Origin of the sequence: Spirulina sp. CCNP1310 (assembly GCF_034932185.1) — a bacterium.
Lineage (GTDB): Bacteria > Cyanobacteriota > Cyanobacteriia > Cyanobacteriales > Spirulinaceae > Spirulina.
Genome location: NZ_JAYGHW010000026.1, coordinates 1 through 19,867, shown reverse-complemented (window position 1 = coordinate 19,867; position 19,867 = coordinate 1). Strand labels below are relative to the sequence as shown.

Annotated in this window: 15 protein-coding genes and 1 pseudogene; 8 read left to right on the top strand and 8 right to left on the bottom strand. The window is 51.2% G+C overall.

Going from position 1 to position 19,867, the window contains the following annotated elements; translation table 11 throughout:
- Positions 1 to 288 precede the first annotated feature (288 nt).
- On the top strand, positions 289 to 1,593 hold the full coding sequence (gene murA, locus VB712_RS07605; RefSeq protein WP_416236286.1) for a UDP-N-acetylglucosamine 1-carboxyvinyltransferase: 1,305 nt from the start codon (positions 289 to 291) through the stop codon (positions 1,591 to 1,593).
- 106 nt (positions 1,594 to 1,699) lie between these two features.
- On the opposite strand, the gene VB712_RS07600 is transcribed toward murA, so the two are convergent.
- Positions 1,700 to 1,822 carry a photosystem II protein Y gene (locus VB712_RS07600; protein ID WP_323253751.1) on the bottom strand — a complete coding sequence of 41 codons (123 nt, stop codon included), beginning with the start codon at positions 1,820 to 1,822 and terminating at the stop codon, positions 1,700 to 1,702.
- A 367-nt stretch (positions 1,823 to 2,189) separates the two neighbouring features.
- Between VB712_RS07600 and hpsA the strand changes: the two genes are divergently transcribed.
- The 4 genes from hpsA to VB712_RS07580 are packed head-to-tail and all read left to right on the top strand — an operon-like array spanning position 2,190 to position 10,063.
- Complete coding sequence (gene hpsA, locus VB712_RS07595; protein ID WP_323253749.1) at positions 2,190 to 7,313, top strand: hormogonium polysaccharide biosynthesis protein HpsA; 5,124 nt, start codon at positions 2,190 to 2,192, stop codon at positions 7,311 to 7,313.
- Positions 7,314 to 7,328: 15 nt separating this feature from the next.
- Positions 7,329 to 8,108, top strand: a complete 780-nt coding sequence (gene hpsB, locus VB712_RS07590) for a hormogonium polysaccharide secretion pseudopilin HpsB (RefSeq protein WP_323253747.1) — start codon at positions 7,329 to 7,331, stop codon at positions 8,106 to 8,108.
- Positions 8,109 to 8,128: 20 nt separating this feature from the next.
- Positions 8,129 to 9,268, top strand: a complete 1,140-nt coding sequence (gene hpsC / locus VB712_RS07585; RefSeq protein ID WP_323253745.1) for a hormogonium polysaccharide secretion pseudopilin HpsC — start codon at positions 8,129 to 8,131, stop codon at positions 9,266 to 9,268.
- Between the two features lie 42 nt (positions 9,269 to 9,310).
- Positions 9,311 to 10,063, top strand: coding sequence for a prepilin-type N-terminal cleavage/methylation domain-containing protein (locus tag VB712_RS07580; RefSeq protein ID WP_323253743.1), 753 nt, complete (start codon positions 9,311 to 9,313; stop codon positions 10,061 to 10,063).
- On the opposite strand, the gene VB712_RS07575 is transcribed toward VB712_RS07580, so the two are convergent.
- A complete protein-coding gene (locus tag VB712_RS07575; protein ID WP_323253741.1) occupies positions 10,060 to 10,293 on the bottom strand; it encodes a hypothetical protein in 234 nt (77 codons plus the stop codon). The genes VB712_RS07580 and VB712_RS07575 overlap by 4 nt on opposite strands.
- A gap of 85 nt (positions 10,294 to 10,378) precedes the next feature.
- Here VB712_RS07575 and VB712_RS07570 point away from each other — a divergent pair.
- Positions 10,379 to 11,845 (top strand): annotated as a pseudogene (locus VB712_RS07570) (ammonium transporter); the annotation flags it as partial.
- A gap of 17 nt (positions 11,846 to 11,862) precedes the next feature.
- Here the strand turns inward: VB712_RS07570 and VB712_RS07565 are convergent.
- Genes VB712_RS07565 through VB712_RS07550 form a run of 4 tightly spaced genes read right to left on the bottom strand, consistent with a single transcriptional unit; the run spans position 11,863 to position 16,175 of the window.
- Positions 11,863 to 13,026 carry a glycosyltransferase family 4 protein gene (locus VB712_RS07565; protein WP_323253738.1) on the bottom strand — a complete coding sequence of 388 codons (1,164 nt, stop codon included), beginning with the start codon at positions 13,024 to 13,026 and terminating at the stop codon, positions 11,863 to 11,865.
- 50 nt (positions 13,027 to 13,076) lie between these two features.
- Positions 13,077 to 14,501: an MFS transporter gene (locus VB712_RS07560; RefSeq protein WP_323253736.1), complete on the bottom strand. Its 1,425-nt coding sequence runs from the start codon at positions 14,499 to 14,501 to the stop codon at positions 13,077 to 13,079.
- A 27-nt stretch (positions 14,502 to 14,528) separates the two neighbouring features.
- The gene (gene recO / locus VB712_RS07555) at positions 14,529 to 15,344 is read right to left on the bottom strand and encodes a DNA repair protein RecO (protein ID WP_323253734.1); all 816 of its coding nucleotides are present in this window, start codon (positions 15,342 to 15,344) and stop codon (positions 14,529 to 14,531) included.
- A gap of 12 nt (positions 15,345 to 15,356) precedes the next feature.
- Positions 15,357 to 16,175 (bottom strand): hypothetical protein, encoded by an 819-nt coding sequence (locus VB712_RS07550; protein WP_323253732.1) that lies wholly within the window; start codon positions 16,173 to 16,175, stop codon positions 15,357 to 15,359.
- A gap of 136 nt (positions 16,176 to 16,311) precedes the next feature.
- Between VB712_RS07550 and VB712_RS07545 the strand changes: the two genes are divergently transcribed.
- A complete protein-coding gene (locus VB712_RS07545; RefSeq protein ID WP_323253730.1) occupies positions 16,312 to 16,632 on the top strand; it encodes a hypothetical protein in 321 nt (106 codons plus the stop codon).
- Here VB712_RS07545 and VB712_RS07540 read toward each other — a convergent pair.
- Positions 16,609 to 18,540 (bottom strand): ATP-binding protein, encoded by a 1,932-nt coding sequence (locus tag VB712_RS07540; protein WP_323253729.1) that lies wholly within the window; start codon positions 18,538 to 18,540, stop codon positions 16,609 to 16,611. The two genes, VB712_RS07545 and VB712_RS07540, sit on opposite strands and share 24 nt — an antisense overlap.
- A gap of 134 nt (positions 18,541 to 18,674) precedes the next feature.
- Between VB712_RS07540 and VB712_RS07535 the strand changes: the two genes are divergently transcribed.
- Positions 18,675 to 19,373 (top strand): RibD family protein, encoded by a 699-nt coding sequence (locus VB712_RS07535; RefSeq protein WP_323253728.1) that lies wholly within the window; start codon positions 18,675 to 18,677, stop codon positions 19,371 to 19,373.
- Here VB712_RS07535 and rimM read toward each other — a convergent pair.
- On the bottom strand, positions 19,345 to 19,867 hold a 523-nt coding region (gene rimM, locus VB712_RS07530; protein WP_323253726.1), incomplete at its 5' end, for a ribosome maturation factor RimM. The genes VB712_RS07535 and rimM overlap by 29 nt on opposite strands.

The window sequence follows — 19,867 nt, the reverse complement described above, 5'->3', positions numbered from 1 at the left end:
AACTTTTGCGCGAGACGCAAGCAACGCTTCAGGAGAATCGACCTCTACTTTGGCTGGAGTCATCCTGTCTGAGCAAGTTGGCTCGTTGAGTGAAGAATCCCCGTCGCTTTAGCGCGGGGAGTGTCAAAATTTAGGAATTGTAGTTTACAAATCCTTGACAAAGAAAACCTTGCCCTAGACTTTTTTCGGCTTTGCTGTAGAATTTAAACCAAAAATCAGTTCAAACTCGTTAATTTAACCCTAACCCTTGTGATCGTGGAAAAAACATCCGTAAGCCCAGATCTAGCCATCCCCACCCAAAATCCTGAAGCTCTTGATGATGGCCCAACGCTCCATATTTGGGGCGGGCAACCCCTTGCGGGCCATGTGCAGATCAGCGGGGCCAAAAACTCTGTCCTAGCGATTATGGCCGCCGCCCTCCTCTGTCCTGACCATTGTCGGCTCCGCAATGTCCCCAATCTCACAGATATTGCACGGATGAATCAGGTTTTGGAGGCTTTGGGCATTGGGGTCAATTATCAAAATGGTGTACTTGACCTCGACACCCACCACCTCACCACTTCAAAAGCTCCCTATGATCTCGTCTCGAAGTTGCGGGCGAGCTTTTTTATTATTGGTTCGTTGGTGGCGCGGTTGGGGACGGCGCGGGTTCCTTTACCGGGGGGTTGTGCGATCGGGGCGCGGCCGGTGGATCTTCATGTGCGGGGCTTACAGACGCTGGGGGCCCAGGTGCGCATTGAGCATGGCATTGTCCATGCCGATGTGCCAGGGGGCAAGTTGAAGGGGGGCAAGATTTATCTGGATTATCCCAGTGTGGGGGCGACGGAAACGCTGATTATGGCAGCAACGTTGGCGGAAGGGGAGACGACGATCGAGAATGCGGCTCAGGAGCCGGAGGTGTCGGATTTGGCGAATTTCTGCCGAGCCATGGGGGCGAGGATTCGCGGTGCGGGGACGAATACGATCACGATTAGCGGTGTGCCTCGGCTCCATGCGGTGGACTACAGCATTATTCCCGATCGCATCGAAGCAGGAACGTTTTTGGTAGCGGGGGCGATTACCCAATCGGAAATTTCCCTTTCCCCAGTCATTCCCGATCACCTCTCCCCCGTGATTGCCAAGTTGCGGGATATGGGTTCTGATGTGGTGCAGGATACGGTGAATTCGCTGCGGATTATCCCCAACCGGCGGGTTGCCACGGATATTGAGACGTTGCCCTATCCGGGGTTCCCAACGGATATGCAGGCGCAATTTATGGCGTTGATGACGTTGAGTGAGGGGAACAGTGTGATTACGGAGACGGTGTTTGAAAATCGGTTGCGCCATGTGGCGGAGTTGGTGCGGATGGGGGCGGATATTCGCCTCAAGGGCCACAATGCGATTATTCAGGGTGTACCGTTTTTATCGGGTGCGCCAGTGATGGCAACGGATTTGCGGGCTTCGGCGGCGTTGGTGTTGGCGGGGCTGGCGGCCCAAGGGGAGACGGTGGTGAAGGGTTTACACCATTTGGATCGGGGTTATGACAATTTGGAGGCGAAGTTACGGGGTTTGGGGGCGAAGTTGGAGCGGGTGAATCCGACGGTGATGGAGTGAGGAGTGGGAAGTGAGGTTGAGCTTCCTCTCTTCTCTATCCTCTTTTCTCAAACCAAACCCCCCGTTACCGGGGGGTGGGGGGAGCGGTATAACGCCGTTCCTTTTTTTAGTTCTTATTGAAGAAGCCTTGAACTTGACCCAATGCTGCCGCAAAGATGTTGAAGCCGGCCCAGCCTGCGGCGATGAACAGGGGACCGAGCACTACGACAAGCCGCCAATCAAAATCCATGGTTGTTTCTCCCGCAATTCTTAATTGAATGTTAAATGTGCCTGTATTGTATCACTGGCGGGGGGATGGTGTGGGAATTTTTCGGGGGGTGGGATGATGGGATTGGGGGGGGATTGGGGTATGTTAGCCTTGGGTTAGTCCGGGTGGGACGGGGGGCAATTGTCTCCCAATGCAGCATTGGCGATTGGGAACGTTTTCCCCTCAGCGCAAAGTTTTCTAACGTTTTTGGAGATTTTTGAGTTCCTGTCTGGAATCGCTCTGGCTGCTGTTGAGGCCTTACACCAACTGTCAATTTCTCTGAGGGTGCGATCGCCTCTTTAGGGGGTTGCACCGTTGCTTGCGCGTTTACGAATTCAGGAATGTAGCTATGTCGATCTTTGAACGACTCCTTAAAAGCTTTGATATTCTCTGGCAAGAGCTTAGTCGCTTCCCTGGACGGGTCTTGCGGGGGATACGGGGCATCATCCTGACGATGGCGGGGCGGAACCCTCAGGGGGGTTTTGTGTTGCCGACGGTGACAATGGTGATTTTGGTGGTGGTGCTGACGAGCGCGACGTTGGTGCTGCGATCGATGGATCGGGCGAAGAATGCAAGTAATTTCCGAGTGAGCCAGGTAGCGCTCAATGCGGCGGCTCCGGCCTTGGATCGAGCCAGGATAAAAATTGAGGATCTCTTCAATGATGAAACCTTACCGAGGGGAACACCTAGAGATGCAGCATTAACGCGGGTGCTGGAAAAAGCTCGTTATACCCTGGATGATGAGGTTCGGGTAGAAATCGCTTTTGAATCAAATGGTACTGGGGGAATTCAACGTCCAGAAGAAGCCGTCCAAACAGCTTGGCGGTTTCCAGTAGATACAGACAATAATGGTCTCTATGATACATTCACGCTTTACGGCATTCTTTACCGCAAGCCAACCACTGAGCAACGTGCACGTGTTCCGTTTGAAGCAAGAACTGAACCACAAGCCCTAGAAGCTGCTGCTCTTAATCCTCAATGTGAACGTGGGGGGCCATCAGGACAAGACGAATGGAGTTCTGTTGATGGGTTGCTGAAAAAAGCCTTTTTTAGTTATGTGGTTAATGTCCCCATCACAAGCATTGCTCAAGCTGGTTTATTAGCAGGGTATAACCAAGCACCTTATAACCAAATTGGCAACTATGAAACGTTCAAAGGAAATCGTGGTTTTACGGCTCTTGAATATCAACAAGACCAAGCTAGGATTCCTTTGAACAATAATGCTATCGTATCTTCAGATGACTTAGACCTATCATCAGGTACAGATTTTTTCTTGAGTGGTCGAATTTTGGCTAACGGTAACTTCGTTGCCTCTCAAGGGACAAATCAGTCTCTGCGGTTTTATCAAGTCAGTAGCCCTAAGTCTTGTTTTTATGATGCTGAAAACTCTAAAATCGTGGTTGGTGGAAACGTTGGCATGGGACGTATTCATGATAACCAAAATACAAGCGGCGGTGTAAGAGTTGATCTTTTTCAAGGACGAGAAACAGATCCTAAGATTGCAGCAAATGCTAATGGCATAAATACTACCAATAAGTCAGTCAGTGACGATTCAACGCGATTAGCCTACAACAACAGAGCTTATGAGGCTCGAATTGCAAAATTAGTGGATTTGGCCATTGCTGAACCAGCAGATAAAGACCCTGAACCCGTGCGTGAAAGGATTGCCGAACGCATTCAAGGCGGTTCAAACGTTGCCCCGGAAAAACTTCGTGCAGAAGCCTTAGATTTATGGTTCCGCAATCGTACCCGTCGTGTACCTGCATCAGAAGTAGCATTTACTGCGTCAATTGACAGCGCAATTAGCGGAGCAGGTTTGCAAGATGCAAGAACTGATAATCTCCGACCTATTGATGCCTGGATTTTACCAAACGCTACAGGACTACAGTACAACCCGGACAGACTGCCTCAAGCTAACCCAGAAACCATGGATGCTGAGAAGGAGGAGTTTGTAGGTGATCGCATCCTTGTCGGCAACAATTTACCGGCTGTTTGGTGGGATACGACAACCCAAGCTTTTGCCACTGATAAAACACAAAACATACTTGGTTTAAATGGTCGATCTTGGTGGAAACGTCCGAACGGCGGAGAAAATCCCTCAGAAGGTGAACGGTATCGACTCACCCGTGTAACCCGTCTAGATGATTTGGGTGCAACAGAGCGTGATGGATTCTGGGAAGAGAACGCTGCTCGTGCGCCAGAGCGACAAAATGAGCCAACGGGTGGTTTACGAGTCATTACCGGTGCAGGTATCTATTTACCGGCAAATGCTGACTCAGCAGGGAATCCACCAGCTTCGGCGGAGTATATTGTTTGGCCGGACTGGATGCCTCAACCTCCCGATCCAAAAAATTCGGCGGTTGCAACGATTCTCAACACCCATCCCTACCGTAAGCGTATTGTTGAACGGTATGAAGCAGGTAGCCCTGTTTATATTGATGATGAAACAGCAACCGGAAAAGCCGCTCCAAAACGACCTTATTTAAAAATGCGTGCTACTGCTGTTTATCATTATCGTTACCCGGATAATGATAATCGCGGACAAAGGCCTGTTGCCTGTGTGAGCAGTTTTTACGATCCAACCGATTGGAAAACATCGCGTAACTGGAATGGACTAGAGCCAATCAGTGGTGAGGTGGGTAACGGTAAGCCATTAAGTGGTAATGGTTTTTCCAACAATGGCATTGTCTATGCACCAAGCAAAGACTCTTATGACTCTGCTAATGATGCTCGTTTGGTATACCAGTCAAACTTAGTTTATCCAAATGGTCGGCCTGTAAATCCCATGCTCAAACAAGCCTTAGCAACTTTGGCAAGCAAAGGGAATGACAAGCTCACCCTTGCAGAGCGTAGTGCAATTGATACCACTTTATGTGGTTTACAAATCCTTGAAGGAGCATTAACTGTATCTACTCAACCTCGAAGTGGGTTTAATCTAGCTCATGGCACAATTCAAGAGGTTTCTTTTTTAGATGCAAGGCAGATTAAAAGTACAGAGCAGCCCAAGCGTAGCGGTGATGCAGGTTACGATAATTCATACACTCGACAACAGTCGGATAAGGGTCAGAGTGGTTGGAAAAGTGGTATGCCTCAATATGACCTTGAGCCAGAAAATCGTCTCCCGATGGAAATCCGGGCTACGGTGATCGATTTCAAGAAACTACGTGAGCAGCCGATTAATCCGAATAAAATTCCCAATGCCACGCAAGAAGAGTATCCTGTACCAGAGTATATGTTTCCCGTGAGTGGAATTATTTATTCAACGCGAGATGATGCCTTGCCAGATGCCAGTGATATTCCTGGAGCACCGACAGCAACAGGCGATTCAGTACTAAATTTGGTCAATAATGAACCATTTAATCAACAGCCTGTTGATCGTATCAGTGCCTCTGATTATTGGCTAGATCCAACTCGTCGCCCCAATGCCATCCTTTTACGGAATGGGCAACGCCTAAATCGTGAGGCAAGTAATCTCGAAAATGATGCAGAAAAAGGGCTAACCTTAGTTAGCAACCTACCCGTTTACATTCAAGCATCAACAGTAGAAACAGGTGTTGCACCTGGGTTTAACATCCATGATAACCAAGAGTTTATTGAAGCACTTGCTGGAAACTGGAGTAATTTCTACAGTCGTGCAACATTGAATACTACAGGATTTGCTTGCCGGAAAAGCCCACCTGGTGTAACAAATCCTTACTGGCCCAATTGTACTACTGGTGACTTATGGCGACCCACTAATATTGTTAGTGATGCTTCAACATTACTTTCCGACCGTTTCCGGTTTGGGTTCCGCAATGAAGGTGATTATGATATCCGCAATAACCAAACTGACACATTATTTCGTAATCCTACAGTGCCAGTTTCCGGTAACGGAACATCACTATTGTTTAGTGATACATTTGTTACTGATGCGGATGTCAACAAAGTCAAAAACCTAGAAAAACCGCTGATCATGCCAACGGGTCAAATCCGTATTGAGTATGGATTAAATGACACGAATTACCCAATCAATATTCGTCAACTTCGTACCGACAATGGTTTCCCAACTGATAATGACTTTGCAGTCAATGGGTTATCTAGTGACCAAGGTTCTGATGTTTTTGTATCAGAGGGGTTAAACCTGAAGGACACGAACTATTCCACTGAACTATCTACTGCTCCTGTGCTGAATAGCAGTTATTTCAACAACTTTGTGACACCTGTTCAACGTCGATTCAGGAACTATGAGTATGTTATGGAAACTTGCATGAAGCTTCCTGTTTCCCACTGCAAAGAAACTGATTGGGTCATTGACACCGCTGGAACTCTAGCTTCCAACATCATTGGTCAACCTAGCACCCGACTAGAATCTGGCACAACGGTAAAAGCACCTTCCGGTACTTTGCAGCACTTTCCTCGTCGGATTGCTTTTCTCCGCAAAACTGCACAAATTCGTAACCCGACTGGTAATCAAACCGGTTTAATGCCAGATGGCCGTCAGTTTATTCGCAGTTCAACAAGAAAGCCAATCCCATTGGTCATTGACAAAAGTGGTAATCTAACGTGTTACGCCTATGAGAATGATGAGGTGACATTTAAGTATGATCTCAATCTAGATGGTGATACCGATGATGCAGGCGAGGAGACTGTGTTTAAATGCCAGAAATTTGACACAGTGCGAGCTAACCTAGAACCCAAGGACAATGCACTGTGGTATGCCCCTGCAACTGATCAAAATGGTAATCCTTCCACTCCGGGTGCTAGCTATCGGTTTAACGCAAATAACCCTCTAGCAATTCGTGGGATTCAAACAACATCGCATGAAACAAGAAATCCTTATGTCATTCCGGTTCTACAACTAAATTCTGTTACGACAGACTTAGAGCCAAACCGATTTAATCCTCAACAGCCTTATACGTCCACTAATTGGTTGCCTCAGATTGGCCGAAATTATCCCAATAAAACCATTTCCTACAATATGGTTATGGCAACAGGGGATGTTCCTGTCCGATTCAAAGAAGCCAATGGTGGTATTACAAACCTACCTCGTCTCTTAGAAAACTGGAATCCCAATCTTGACATCCAAACTCTGGGCATTCAAGGCTCTCTTATTCAACTCAAAAAAAGTGCTTATGCAACAGCACCCTTTCACTCCATCTTTGAAGGTTATTCTGGTTTCGGACTTGCTAACACAAGGCTTTACGGGTATCGCCATCAATACTTTGGTTTAGAGGGACGCGCCCAGTACTACGAACCTAGTGGTCGCCAATGGGGTTTTGACGTAGGGATACTTGACCAAAGCCCAGACTTGTTTTCACAGCAGTTTGCTGGCCCACCGACTGCTGAACCTAATGAATACTTCCGTGAAGTCAGCCGTAATGACAGATGGATTCAAGCTTTGCTCTGTGCAAAACAAATTGATCGAAATGGAAACGTCACTACTAACCGGGCTATCAATAGTGATCAGCTTCCTTCCTGTACATTTAACCCCTAAGTAAAACCTAAAGCCATGTTGCCTTACCTATTGCTCAAAATAAAGCGGTATAACTCAGAAGGTGGATTCACCATCATTGAATCCCTCCTGGCCGTCCTGCTGATTGCGATCGTCTTGGTGGGCATCGGGCCAATCATCGCCTTCTCCACCGCCACCCGCATCCAATCCCGCCGCGTTGAAATTGGCATTCAATCGGCAAGAGGCTATCTCAGCGGTGTGCAAAGCGGAACTATTCCCCACCCCCCTATTGCCTACAGTGATAATAATCCCGTTGCACTTAAGGTTGGGGATGTTGATCCCCCTCCCAGTGCTACATTAAACTGTCCTACCGGAAATGCCTATTGCACCGCCCCTGTAGACAATGAGAAATTTGCTCTCTATTGCGTTGATATTGATGATATTGCCGGGTGTAATGCTAATAGTCAAAAGGATTTGGTGATTCAAGCCTTTGGTTTACAAGCTCCCCCCGCTAGCGGCACAATGGAGCCATCCTTTCCTCTCAAAACTGAAAATAATGAAATCAAAAATAAATCTCTAGAACGTCCTAATGCCGGTTATCAGTTAGGTATTCGTGTTTATCGTGCTAACTCCTTTGGTCAAAACATTACCTTACAAAAAAGTGGTACTGCGGGTCGTGCTAATAGTCAAGCTAGAACAGTCACCTCCGGTATAGGTAGCCGTGCACTGCCCATTGTTGAAATGACAACAGAAGTTGTCCAAGCTAAAGGAGAAGGTACAACCCTTACAGATCTTTGTAGACGGATTAACCGAACCCAATCCGGCGATTGTAATTAAGATAAAGTCCTTGGAGAACTATGGCTCGACTACTACGATTTTTGCTCATTGCTCGGTTTAAACAGCGTCAAACTCACCAAGGTTTCACGTTAATTGAATTATTGGTTGCCATGATCATTGCTGTGTTGGTGATGACACCCCTGATGGCCCTCGCCATCAACCTGATCAACACTGATCGCCGCGAACAAGCAAAATCTACCTCCGAGCAAGAACTCCAATCCGCCGCTGACTTTATCGCCCGTGACCTCGAACGGGCCATCTATGTTTATGATGCCGTTGCCCTGACCAGAAATCACAATGCTATTGATGCAAATATTTCAGGTATCCGGGATCAAATACCTCCTATTCAGCCTGTTAGCGGGTGTAACAACACGGCTACATGTATTCCAGTTTTAGCTTTCTGGACAAGGCGACCAGTTCATCAAGCTGTTCCTTTAAATAGCACAATAAACTGCAATAGTCCGAGTACTAATCATGAGCAAGTTTGTGATGATACTTTTGTTTACTCTCTAGTTGTTTACTATCTAATAGTGAATCAAAACAACAACAATGTTTGGTCAAATACAGCCCGTATTGGTAGATTCCAAATTTCTGATGGTGTCAAGCTTGGCGAAAACTATCTCGAAGATATTAGAAATACTCAAGCTTTTGTTTCTGATGGTAATAAGCGTGATGCAGGATTTGCACCATTTAATTTAGGACTTAATGAAAGCATTCGATTGAGTATGAATCAATGGAAACAAGGCAAAAAAAATCTTTCAACACGCCAAATTTCACCAGAACCATTTGGACGAAACTCTATGCAAATTTTAGTGGACTACATTGATCACACCACTCTAACCACTAATATCCCAACCCCCCTCTGCTCCAGTCCTGTAACACCCGATCCCCATACAGGTTGGATTCAATCCCCCTACTACGGCACATATCAAAACCCTGTTGCCATAGGCAATGCAACCCCGGCCCAATTCCAAACCTATAGCTTCTATAGCTGCATCAATGCTCAACAGGGCATAGCCAAAATCTATCTACGGGGTAATGCCCTCGCCCGGATTCAAGGGCGCAATAATCCCCCGCAATTCAGCACTAGCCCCAATATTCAAGCCTTTTTCCCGACTATCTCCATTGAAGTGAACGCAGAAGGGGCAATTAATCAATAACACTGGCCCGCTAACCATCAACCCAACCTTATTAGGCTCGCTATGATATCCCCCACCCCCAAAACCCATCACAATCTTCCCGCAGCAGGATTCACCCTGGTTGAGGTCTTGGTGGTCGTGATCATCATCGGTATTCTGGCCGGGATCGCTGGCCCCACCTGGATCACCTGGGTGACACAACAGCGCATCAACGCCACCAACAGCGCAGTCATTTCCGCCATTGAGAAAGCCCGTAACGATGCCCAAGCCAAAAAAGTCCCCCAAACCGTCGCCTTCCGCGTCATCAACGGCGTTCCCCAAGTTGCCGTCTTCCCCATGATCAGCGGCGATGAAACCTTAACGACTGAAGTAAAAAACCGTTTAGATAGCATCTGGGAACAGGGACGAGTGACCGGCGTAAATTCCGGTGAAGTTCTGCTGATGAGCAATCTTGCTGGGGAAAATGACCGCAATCCTATCGGCACAGGCGATCTTTCCGCCACTACCCCCGCTAGCCCCGCTGTTAACATCATTGCCAGTAGAGCCGACAATAACGCCTTTTGGAGCAACACGGCCAATAAACTCCCCCCCCACCGCATCACGTTTGATCATAATGGGATGCTGGCGGGCGATGAACCTGAGGCTGAATTAATGGTGTTCGTTTCCATGCCCGCGAGACGCGATAGCGCCACACCTACGCCGATGGAAAGCCGATTGCGCTGCGTTCGGGTGGGAACCCTCATCGGCGGCTTGCAATTGGGCCGCTCCGCCGATGAATGTACGAGTATGCGCCAAGTCGAAACGACTACGCCCTAACGCCGCGCCCAAGCGGTCAATTGCCACACCGAGAGGAAGAGCAAACTCGACACCAATGCCGCGATATTCCACTTAATGGAATTTTTCAGCAACGCCATCCGCCGCTGCTTCAGTGCCGTATCTGCCTGCTGCTTGACATTCGCTTCTAAGTTGGCCACCGAATCCGTAAGCTGACCCTTGAGGGCATCGACTTGACTGGGATCATAATTCTGTCTAGTGCGATAGAACACGGTTTCTCGATTAACTTTCACCGTAAAATAAAAGATTCTCTCCTTTTTTTCTGGGCTTGACCGTTGACAAGCTTATGCTCAATCAATGATTGATACCCTTTGGTTATTACTCTGTACAGGTTTGGTCTTTCTCATGCAGGCTGGGTTTATGTGCTTGGAATCCGGCCTGACCCGCTCGAAAAACAGTATTAATGTTGCCGTGAAAAATATGGCAGACTTCGGTCTGTCAGTGGCACTATTTTGGGGGTTTGGCTATGCCCTGATGTTTGGGCGATCGCAGGGTGGTTGGTGGGGAACCGATGGCTTTGGCCCCGATGCCGATGCCCCCTACCTCGCCTTAATGTTCCTGTTTCAAGCGATGTTCTGTGGCACTGCCACAACGATTATTTCCGGGGCCCTAGCGGAGCGGGTGCGATTTTTGGCCTATCTCCTGATTGCGGCTTGGGTATCGGGGGTAATTTATCCCCTCTTTGGCCATTGGGCTTGGAATGAGGGGGGATGGTTGCGGGGCTTGGGGTTTATTGACTTTGCCGGTTCGACGGTGGTTCATAGTGTGGGGGCCTGGGTCAGTGCTGCGACATTATTGATTGTTGGGGCCCGCCATGGCCGCTTTGAGCAGGGTAAAGCCGTGAAAATCCAAGGCTCTAACCTGCCGTTTTCAGTATTGGGGGGGTTCCTGCTCTGGTTTGGTTGGATTGGCTTTAATGGCGGCAGCACCTTGGGCCTCGATGATCGTGTACCGGGGATCATCCTCAACACCACCATGGCCGGTGTGGCGGCCATGCTCACGGGCATCCTCCTCACCCGCCTTCAGCATCATTATGTCCATGTGGATGGTGTGCTCAATAGTTCCATTGCTGGATTGGTGGCCATTACCGCCAGTTGCCACATGGTCAGCACCCCCTTAGCCATGGTAATTGGAGCGACAGGGGCGGGGATCATGCTCTGGGTGTCTTGGCTGTTGGTGGAGTGGCAGATCGATGATGCGGTGGATGCGATCGCCGTCCATGGCGGGGCAGGCCTCTGGGGTACGATGGCGGTGGGCCTGTTTGGTGATAGCGAATCGCTCTTAGCCGGGGGGCGATGGGCCCAGATCGCTGTTCAACTCTTAGGCGTGGGTTGTTGCTTCCTTTGGTGCTTTGGTTTCACCTGGGGATTGTTTAAAGTCATCGATACCCTATGGCCCCTCAGGGTAACTGCCGAAGCGGAGGCCTTGGGGCTGAACATCACTGAACATCAGGCGAAAACCGAAACCTATGATCTCTTTGAGATCATGGACTACCAAGCCCGCACCTTTGACCTCAGCCAGCGGGTTCCCGTCGAACCCTTCACCGAAGCGGGACACATTGCCACCCGCTATAACCAGGTGATCGATGCCCTAGAGCGAAATCAGCAGCAAACCGAGGCAACCTTAGCGGAAATTTATGCGATCGCCGCCCATGTAGCCGCTGCCATTGAAAATCCCGGCGACCCCATTGATCCCGGTGTTTTAGAACTAGCCGCCGCCAGGGAAGATGAGTTGGGCCAATTGGCAGCATTACTCCTGCAATTGATGGCCGACGAAGGGCATCAATAGGAAGCCCAACGACTGTAGTTGTATTCCACCGTGGGGATACCCACCACATCTTGATACAAACATTCTAGGCGAGTGATATTGTGGCCGAGGGTATAGCGCTCCAAGACCCGTTTACGAGCTTTTTGCCCCAACAGTTTGGTCAATTCCGGTTGATCGCGACAGATGGGTAACAATGTTTTCAACTGAGCAGTGACATCGCTGGTATCCATCACCAGACCCGCCCCTTCATTGAGCACTTCCCCATCGGCTCCGGCATCGGTGGCAATACAGGCCACACCGCAGGCCATCGCCTCTAGGAGGGCGAGGGATAACCCTTCAACGAGGGACGGGAGAATAAACACATCGGCAGCGCGGAGAATATCAATGCGCTTTTGTTCGTTTGCTTCGTAACCATGCCAGATAATGCCATCTTGGGGGCCGTAGAGTTGCTGAAGACTGCTGGCTAAGGGGCCATCCCCCACAATTAACAGCTTGCTATGATTGCCCATTTCCGTGTGTTTCCAGGCTTTGAGCATCGCCTCGACATTTTTTTCCGGGGCAATGCGGCCCATATAAACGTAAAGGCGGTCAGTTTGCAGTTGGGTTTTTACTGAAGATAAACCGGGGGAATATTTCTCCACATCTACACCATTGGGAATGATACTGACGCGCTCTTCAGGAACCCCTAAACGCACAAGTAAATCCTTTTGGAGATGGGCAAAAACAATGACGCGATCGTAGTTGCTTAAACAGGGGGCATAGACCTGATAGGTGAGGAATTGGGTGCTGGATTTGAGGTTACGGAGCTTGCTATCAAAGGGGGGATGAAATGTGGCAACAAGGGGGATATTCAGATCGGCGCAAATTTCTGGCAGGCGGAAATCAAGGGTCGAGAGGGTAAGGGAGGCATGGACGACATCGGGGTTGAGATGGCGGAGCGATCGCATTAAAACCCGGCTCGATTGTAATGTGGGGATCGTGTAAACCTGAGATTTGTAGAGAAAAGGCAGGGTTACTTCCGCACAGGGTTGCAGGGGTTCCACCTCCCCCGGCTCTGAAGGGGCAAAATGGAGAAAACTGACCGGATGCCCTCGATCAAGGAGAGCATTGGTAATTTCCCGGCCATAGGTGACATTGCCACAAAAGGGGGTTTTTTTTCCGAGCCAAGCGATGTGCATGCATTCAGAGGATTGGACAAAATGAAGGGGATAGGGGCGTGAGCGATTCCCTATCGCTTTGTAACATTTGTTGATGTTGATGTTAACACGCCTTTACGAGAAATCGTCCAACTCAACAATCCTCCGATTAAAACCAGTAAAGCCAAGGCATTGAGCACCGCCGACAGCCCCCAAATGGATTCCGCCACCCCAGCCAGGGCAAGGGGGAGGGAAAGGGCAATATTCACGGCATTATTTTGCAGCCCAAAGACTTTACCCCGCATCGCTTCGGGGGTTTCCGCTTGGATGGTGGTTTGCATTGGTACACCGATAAAGGCGGCAAAAAAGCCGAGGGCGGCGGTACTGGTGAGGGCGGCGGCTAAGTGGTTACTGAACAGGGCAAGGCTGAAGAGGGCGATCGCCCCCCCTAACCTCCCCGACACCGTGAGATACAGGGGCCGGAACTGTTGCCCCCAATGGCCCAAAATAAACGCCCCAATGGCCATCCCCACACCGCCAGCGGCCAACAGAAACCCGAACTGTTCCGGTTTTAAGCCCGGAATTCCGGCGGTGAGGGGAACCGCCAACACCGCCAGGGCAGCAAAGACACAAAACAGAATAATCAACTGCACCATGGCATTGCGCACCCGATGGTTTTGGCGCAGGTATTGGATGCCGTCGAGAATATCTTGGAATACATGGGGGCGCTCAATTTTGAGGGAGGCGGCGGTTTCGCCGGTTTTAAGGCAGAGGAGGATCAAGCCAGCGATCGCATAGGCTCCCCCCACTAAAATCTCCCGCCCAAAACTCCAACTGGGGTTAATCCCCCGCAAGCCTTGATCAATAAAGGCCAGCAACGGCTCCCCCACCGCAAACCCCACAATCAACAACACCATCATCGTTGTGGTATAGAGGGAGTTAGCCGGTAAGAGTTGACCCTTCGGCACAATTAAGGGGATCGCCGTCTGTTCAGCGGGGGCAAAAAACTGCGTCAACGTTGAGACGAAAAACGTAATCACCAGTAAGGCGATAAAGCCCACCGGCACTTGCCACCAGGGGGTGAGATTCCCCGTTAACCACAGCAACGGCGGAATAGTTAACACCAGCGCCCCTCGCCAGAGATTCGTCTGCACCAGCACCGTCTTTTTCACCCATCGATCCACATAGACCCCCGCCAAAGAGCCAAACAGCACCGCCGGAATCGTAAAGGCAATCATCACCGCTGAAACCCAATGGCTAATCGAATCCGCTTCCACCTGGAAATGACTGCTAATCAGGGCAATCATTAAAACCAGATAGATTTTATCCGCCAATTGGGAAAAAATTTGGCCCATCCACAGGACAATAAAGCGACGATTGCGCAGCACAGGGCCAAAACCAGGGCCGTGGTGCTCCTCTAAGGTTGGGGGAGAAGGATCAATTGCGGGGGAATCAACAACGGGTTCCGATGGTGCCAAGGGGGGGCAGGCGGAATCTGGCTCATCAAGAATACGCATGGCAATTGGGTAAGGTCTTCAGAGGTGTTAAAACTCCTCTATAAATAAAGTATCAAGTAATGTTGCGGAACGAATCCCTTGGCCGAGGTGATATTGGCTATAGTGACGCAGTACCCGCTCTAAACTGCGCCAGGCGATCGCCTCTCCCCACTGGGGCGGCTCCACTAACTCCGTTGGATTCTGGCTCAATTGTTGCAACAGGTAGGTTTCTGCGGCCTGTAAATAGGCATTGAGGCGCACCGGCTCTAGATGGGCCGGCTGAGGCAGAGCCACCAACCCCCCCAATTCAAAACTCACCCCCACCCGCCAACGGGGTTGATCCAGTTGCTCCAAAGGGGGGGCGATCGCTTCCCCCGTCAGGCAGCAACGATCCCATTGGGGGGCCATACCGCCCCATTGCCAAAGGTGGACAATGCCCTGTACCAATTGGGCCACGGGGCCAGCGAGGCGGGCTTGGGGATCGAGGGCGGCCAGTTGGGTGAGATGCCCAAGGAGGAGGGCGTAGAGGGTTTCATGGCCATGGTCACTTTCCCCCATCGCTAACACCAACTCCGCCCAATATTGGGCGATCGCCAATTTGGCCAAATCCCGACCGAGGGAGGGAAAGGAGGTGCAGGTATCGGCTTGGATGATGCGATGGAGCGATCGCCCCTGCACAATTAATAAATCATTGACCACAAATGGCTCCATCCGTCCCCGCAGGGAGGATTTCGGCTTGCGGGCCCCCGGTGCGACGGCACGAATTAGGCCATGTTCGGGAGAAAGGATCGTGGTGAGGCGATCGCTCTCCCCCATCGGCACACTTTTGAGGTTAATTCCTCGGGCTGTGTAGGTGCGGCTCATAACCGCTCCCCACTAACGGCCAAAAATATAGCCCACACCAATCACCGCACCCACTTCCGCATCGCCCCCCAACAAACCGAGATTTAAACCGGCATTAAACACCCATTGATCATCTAAACGAAGATCTAAACCGCCGGTAATCATCGGCCCGACATTATTACTCACCTCACTCAAAGCCGTGTCATCGGTGGTAAACATAATTCCACCCCCGACGTAGGGGCGAATGGTTGCCGGTTCAAAGGCATCCGCTCCCGGCAGGGAAAAATCATAGGTCAGCGGTACGAGAATCGCGGCATTTTTATTCACCACCGCCGAGGGGCGCAGGGATAGACTGCTACCCAGGGAGAATTTAGAAATGATCGCCCAGGCAGTCCCGCCCAAATCACTATTACCACTCAAGCCTAAGTTAATGCCCCCTCCCACATAGTTAAAGGTGCGATTGACAAACAAATTGCGAGCTTGGGCGATTTCTGGGGCAACGGTCGGGGCGGGGGTTGTGGGGGCCGCTGGCCGGACTGTATAGGGTTGTAGCAACAGGGTTGCGGATTTATCCCCCGTCACATCTGCCAAACTCATGAACTCAATTTTACTGTCGGTTTTGGCCGGCTGGGATTCGAGGGCGGTTTCGGTTGTGGGGGTTGGGGGATGGGGAATCACCGCTGGTTCAGTGGGGAGGGGAGCCGGAGCGGATGGCTCCAGTTCGGGAAAGGGCAATAAATCCGGGGTAGCCATGGGCCCCTCGGGAAAGGGCATGGGGTTGGCGATCGCCCCCCCTGCACTGAGGATAATTCCCATCATTGCCGTTAACGTCACTCTAGAGACTCGATACATCACACACTCCTCAATCAAAACATCATGATTTTAGTTTAGGGGGCAAAAATTCATCCTGCCAAATCTTTTCGGCGCAGCTTGTCACCCCTCAGGCGGGAATCCCTGCTTTAAAATAGGGAAAAACCCCAAGATAGCCATGACCTCCCCCGATTTTAAAACCCAACAGCGTCAGGTTAACGCCAAAACCGAGCCAAAATCCACCATGCCCCCCATGGGCAACCTGCAATTTCAACTGATTCTCAACCAAGGGCAACAATGGTTTGAGGCCCTCCCCCCCTTGGGCAAATTGTTTATGATCCTCCTTGGGGCCTTTGTGGTGTTGTCGTTGCTCAATACCGTGTTGAAGTTGTTAACCTCTTTGGTGGTGGTGGGGGTGTTGGCGATCGCCGTCTATGCCGGTTATCAGATGATCAAAGCCGCCGATGGCCCCGGTTCACCCCCCGATCGCCTCTCGTGACCGTTGGGCTGAAGCGAGATAAAGGGTGACTGTCGTCCCTTGATTCACCCCCGCACTGGCTAACTCAATCGCGCCCCCCATTAAATCCATCAGGTTGCGGGCAATGGCCAACCCCAACCCCGCCCCACTGGCCGCATGAACCAACACAAAGGGGCGAAACAGTTTCGCCTGCTGTTCCGGCGCGACCCCCACCCCTGGATCTTGGATCGTGATGATTACCAATTGGCCGCTGGGGCTGCGGAGATCCTGGGTGACGAGGGAACCATTGGCCAAGGGCAAGTCCGGTTGATGGAATGTCAAAGTTGTTGTTACGGTGATCTCGCCTTTGGGGGTGAATTTGATGGCGTTATCTAAAATACTGAGGAACACTTGCCGGAGTTTATCCCGATCGGCATGAACCACCACCGGCTCCGGCCAAGGCTGGAGCCGGAGCGTGAGGTTTTTGGCCTGGAGGGCCGGCTCTTGAAAGGCGATCGCCTCCTCTAACACCTCCATCAGCGGCACACGATCCATCTCCACATCCAGCTTCCCCTTCTCCAATTGGGAAAGATCGAGAATGTCATCAATAATCCGTTTTAAATAAAGCGTCGATTGCTTGGCTTTATCGAGAAATTCCAGTTCCTCCTCACGGGTATCGCAATAGCCATCCATGAGAATTTGTAGCGAACCAATGATCCCATTTAAAGGGGTGCGGAGGTTATGGGAGACAGTGGAAAGAAATTCGCTTTTCAGTTGATTGGCCAATTGTGCCTCTTTCCAGGCCCCTTCCAATTCTTCCGCCCAACTAATCAAGCGGCGGATCATGCTATTAATCGCGCCGGCCAGTTGATTAAATTCAGCAATTTGAAAGTTTTGGGCAATGCGTTCGGTAACGTAGAGCTTTTCTTCCCGCAGGACATCATCCCGGAGTTTCTCCACCGGCCGCGCCATTTCCCGCGCAATTAAAACAATGGCCGTCATTGTTGCGGTGATCAACACCAACGTTAACGTCAGCAAAAACGTCAGCAATGTTTGGCGAATGTGGCCTAGGGGGGTGAGGGTTTGCGCCAGGGGAGCAATGGCGAGGACAACCCAACGTTCATCGGGGTCAGCACTAAAGGGGGCGGCAATAGCGGTGTAGCCCGCGATTAATTCCACGCCATCACCACCAAAGGAAAAGAGATGAATATAAGTATTTTTGCCATCTAAGGCATTTTCCAGCAGACTGGCGAGGCGTTCGGCATCGGGTTCTTCCGTAATCTCCCGATCAAGGCGATCGCGCAACGGGTGCATCAAAATTTTTCCCTCTTGATTCAAAATGACTGGATAGCCAGCGAGGGAATCAAGAGGGGCAATGGGAATGTAGTTTAAGGTCATTTGGACGGCAACGCGATAGCGCAATGCGCCGCTAGCATCGTAGATCGGCCCGAGTAACTGGAGTGAGAGGGGATTGTCCGCCGTTGGGGGGGAGTTAAACACCTGAGCGGTGAAGATCTCTGGGGGATAGTGGGGATCCTCGGCAGCCCAGCGGGGGAAGAGGGTTTGGCCCAAGGCTTGCGTACCGCAGGTGCTGGCTAGAATGTCATCGCCATTGATGGATTGGATCTGGAGACAGTCCGGTGTAAACGCTAACCGTTGTTCGACTTGGGTGAGGATTGTGGCGGGGGTATTGGGGGGGACATGGGGGATTAATGTGGCGATCGCCACATCCTGCTGCACGCGGCGAATATCAGAATCAATGGTTTCCCCGTAACGGCTTGCACTTTGGGTGAGATTTTGTCGCACCGTTTCCAGCAATGCAGAGCGGGCCTTGCGATAGGTCATGAAATAGGTCAACCCCACCCCCAAAATCAGGGCAGGAATGGTGAGCAACAAGAGCCGGGACAACAGTAAGCGGCGGAAAGAGTAAGGGGCAGGCAGTTTGGGCATAGGACCCACAGGGAATAAACAACGGGGGACGTTGTGAGGGTAGTGAAAAGAAGGAGTTAGGGTAGCGGCATTGTCCACCTCCATAATAGAGGGATGCCTAGGGCCCTGCTCTGATGGATTGGCCAGAGTAAACCTTGACCGAGGACTCATTTGTGGAAAATCTCGACCGCCCCCATTGCACCGTTGTCCTGGCGATCACCGCTGATGGCAACATTAGCGATCGCCCCACCACTGCCGCCCGGTTTGGCTCCCCTAGGGATCTTGCCCACCTAGAAACCCAAGTGGCCCAAGCGGATGCCGTCCTCTTTGGCGCGGCGACGTTGCGGGCTTATCACACAACCCTCTCCGTCCGTGATCCTCACCTGATTGCCCAACGCCGTCAACGGGGGCGGCCCCCCCAGCCCCAACAATGGGTCTGTTCCCGCCGCGCTCAATTTGACCCCCAATGGCGATTTTTCCAACAACCGATCCCCCGTGGGCTAATGACGACGGATCAGGGGGCGATCGCTTGGCAGGGACGGCGGGAGTTTGAGCAGATCATCACCACAGGGGCAGCGATCGCCTGGCCGCCGGTCTTTAGGCAGTGGCAGGCTCAAGGCGTGGAGCGAGTAGCGGTGTTGGGGGGTGGGGTACTGGTGGGTTCGCTCCTGGCAGGGGGGTGGGTGGATGAATTGCGCTTAACCCTTTGCCCACTCCTATTGGGGGCAACGGCGGCCCCGATGGCGGCGGCGTTGCCAGCGGGGGTAAAGTTAGAATTGTTAAGCTGTGAGGCGATCGCCTCGGAGGTGTTTCTTCATTATCGTGTTATTCGATCAGACCCGGAGGCGGCGTAATTTCCAGGCGATCGCCCGCTAAATCCACCACCGGCACAATCGCCTTGACAAAGGGGATCAGAATCGGGGGTTTATCGGGATCGAGGGGTTGCACTTCGAGCAAATCATTCCCGGCGGTGCGTAGATCAATCACCTCGCCAATACAAACCCCCGTGGCCTGATCAAACACCTGTAAGCCGATCAATTCCGCCACATGGAATTCATCCTCCGCCAATTCCGGTAATTCTTGATCACTGACCAACAATTTTGCCCCCCGCAAATTTTCCGCTGCGGTGCGATCGCTCACCCCCGCCAACCGGACAACGTAGATATTTTTCCCCGGTATCCCCTGGCCCCGCAGCAGTTCGATGGGTTCGGGGGGGGATTGGGGCGATCGCTGTAACCAGCGGGGGCCGGGTTCGGTAAACCGTTGGGGAAAATCCGAAGCCGACAGCACCCGCAGTTCTCCCCGCAGGCCTTGGGCCCCGACAATGGTGCCAATTTCTAACCAATCT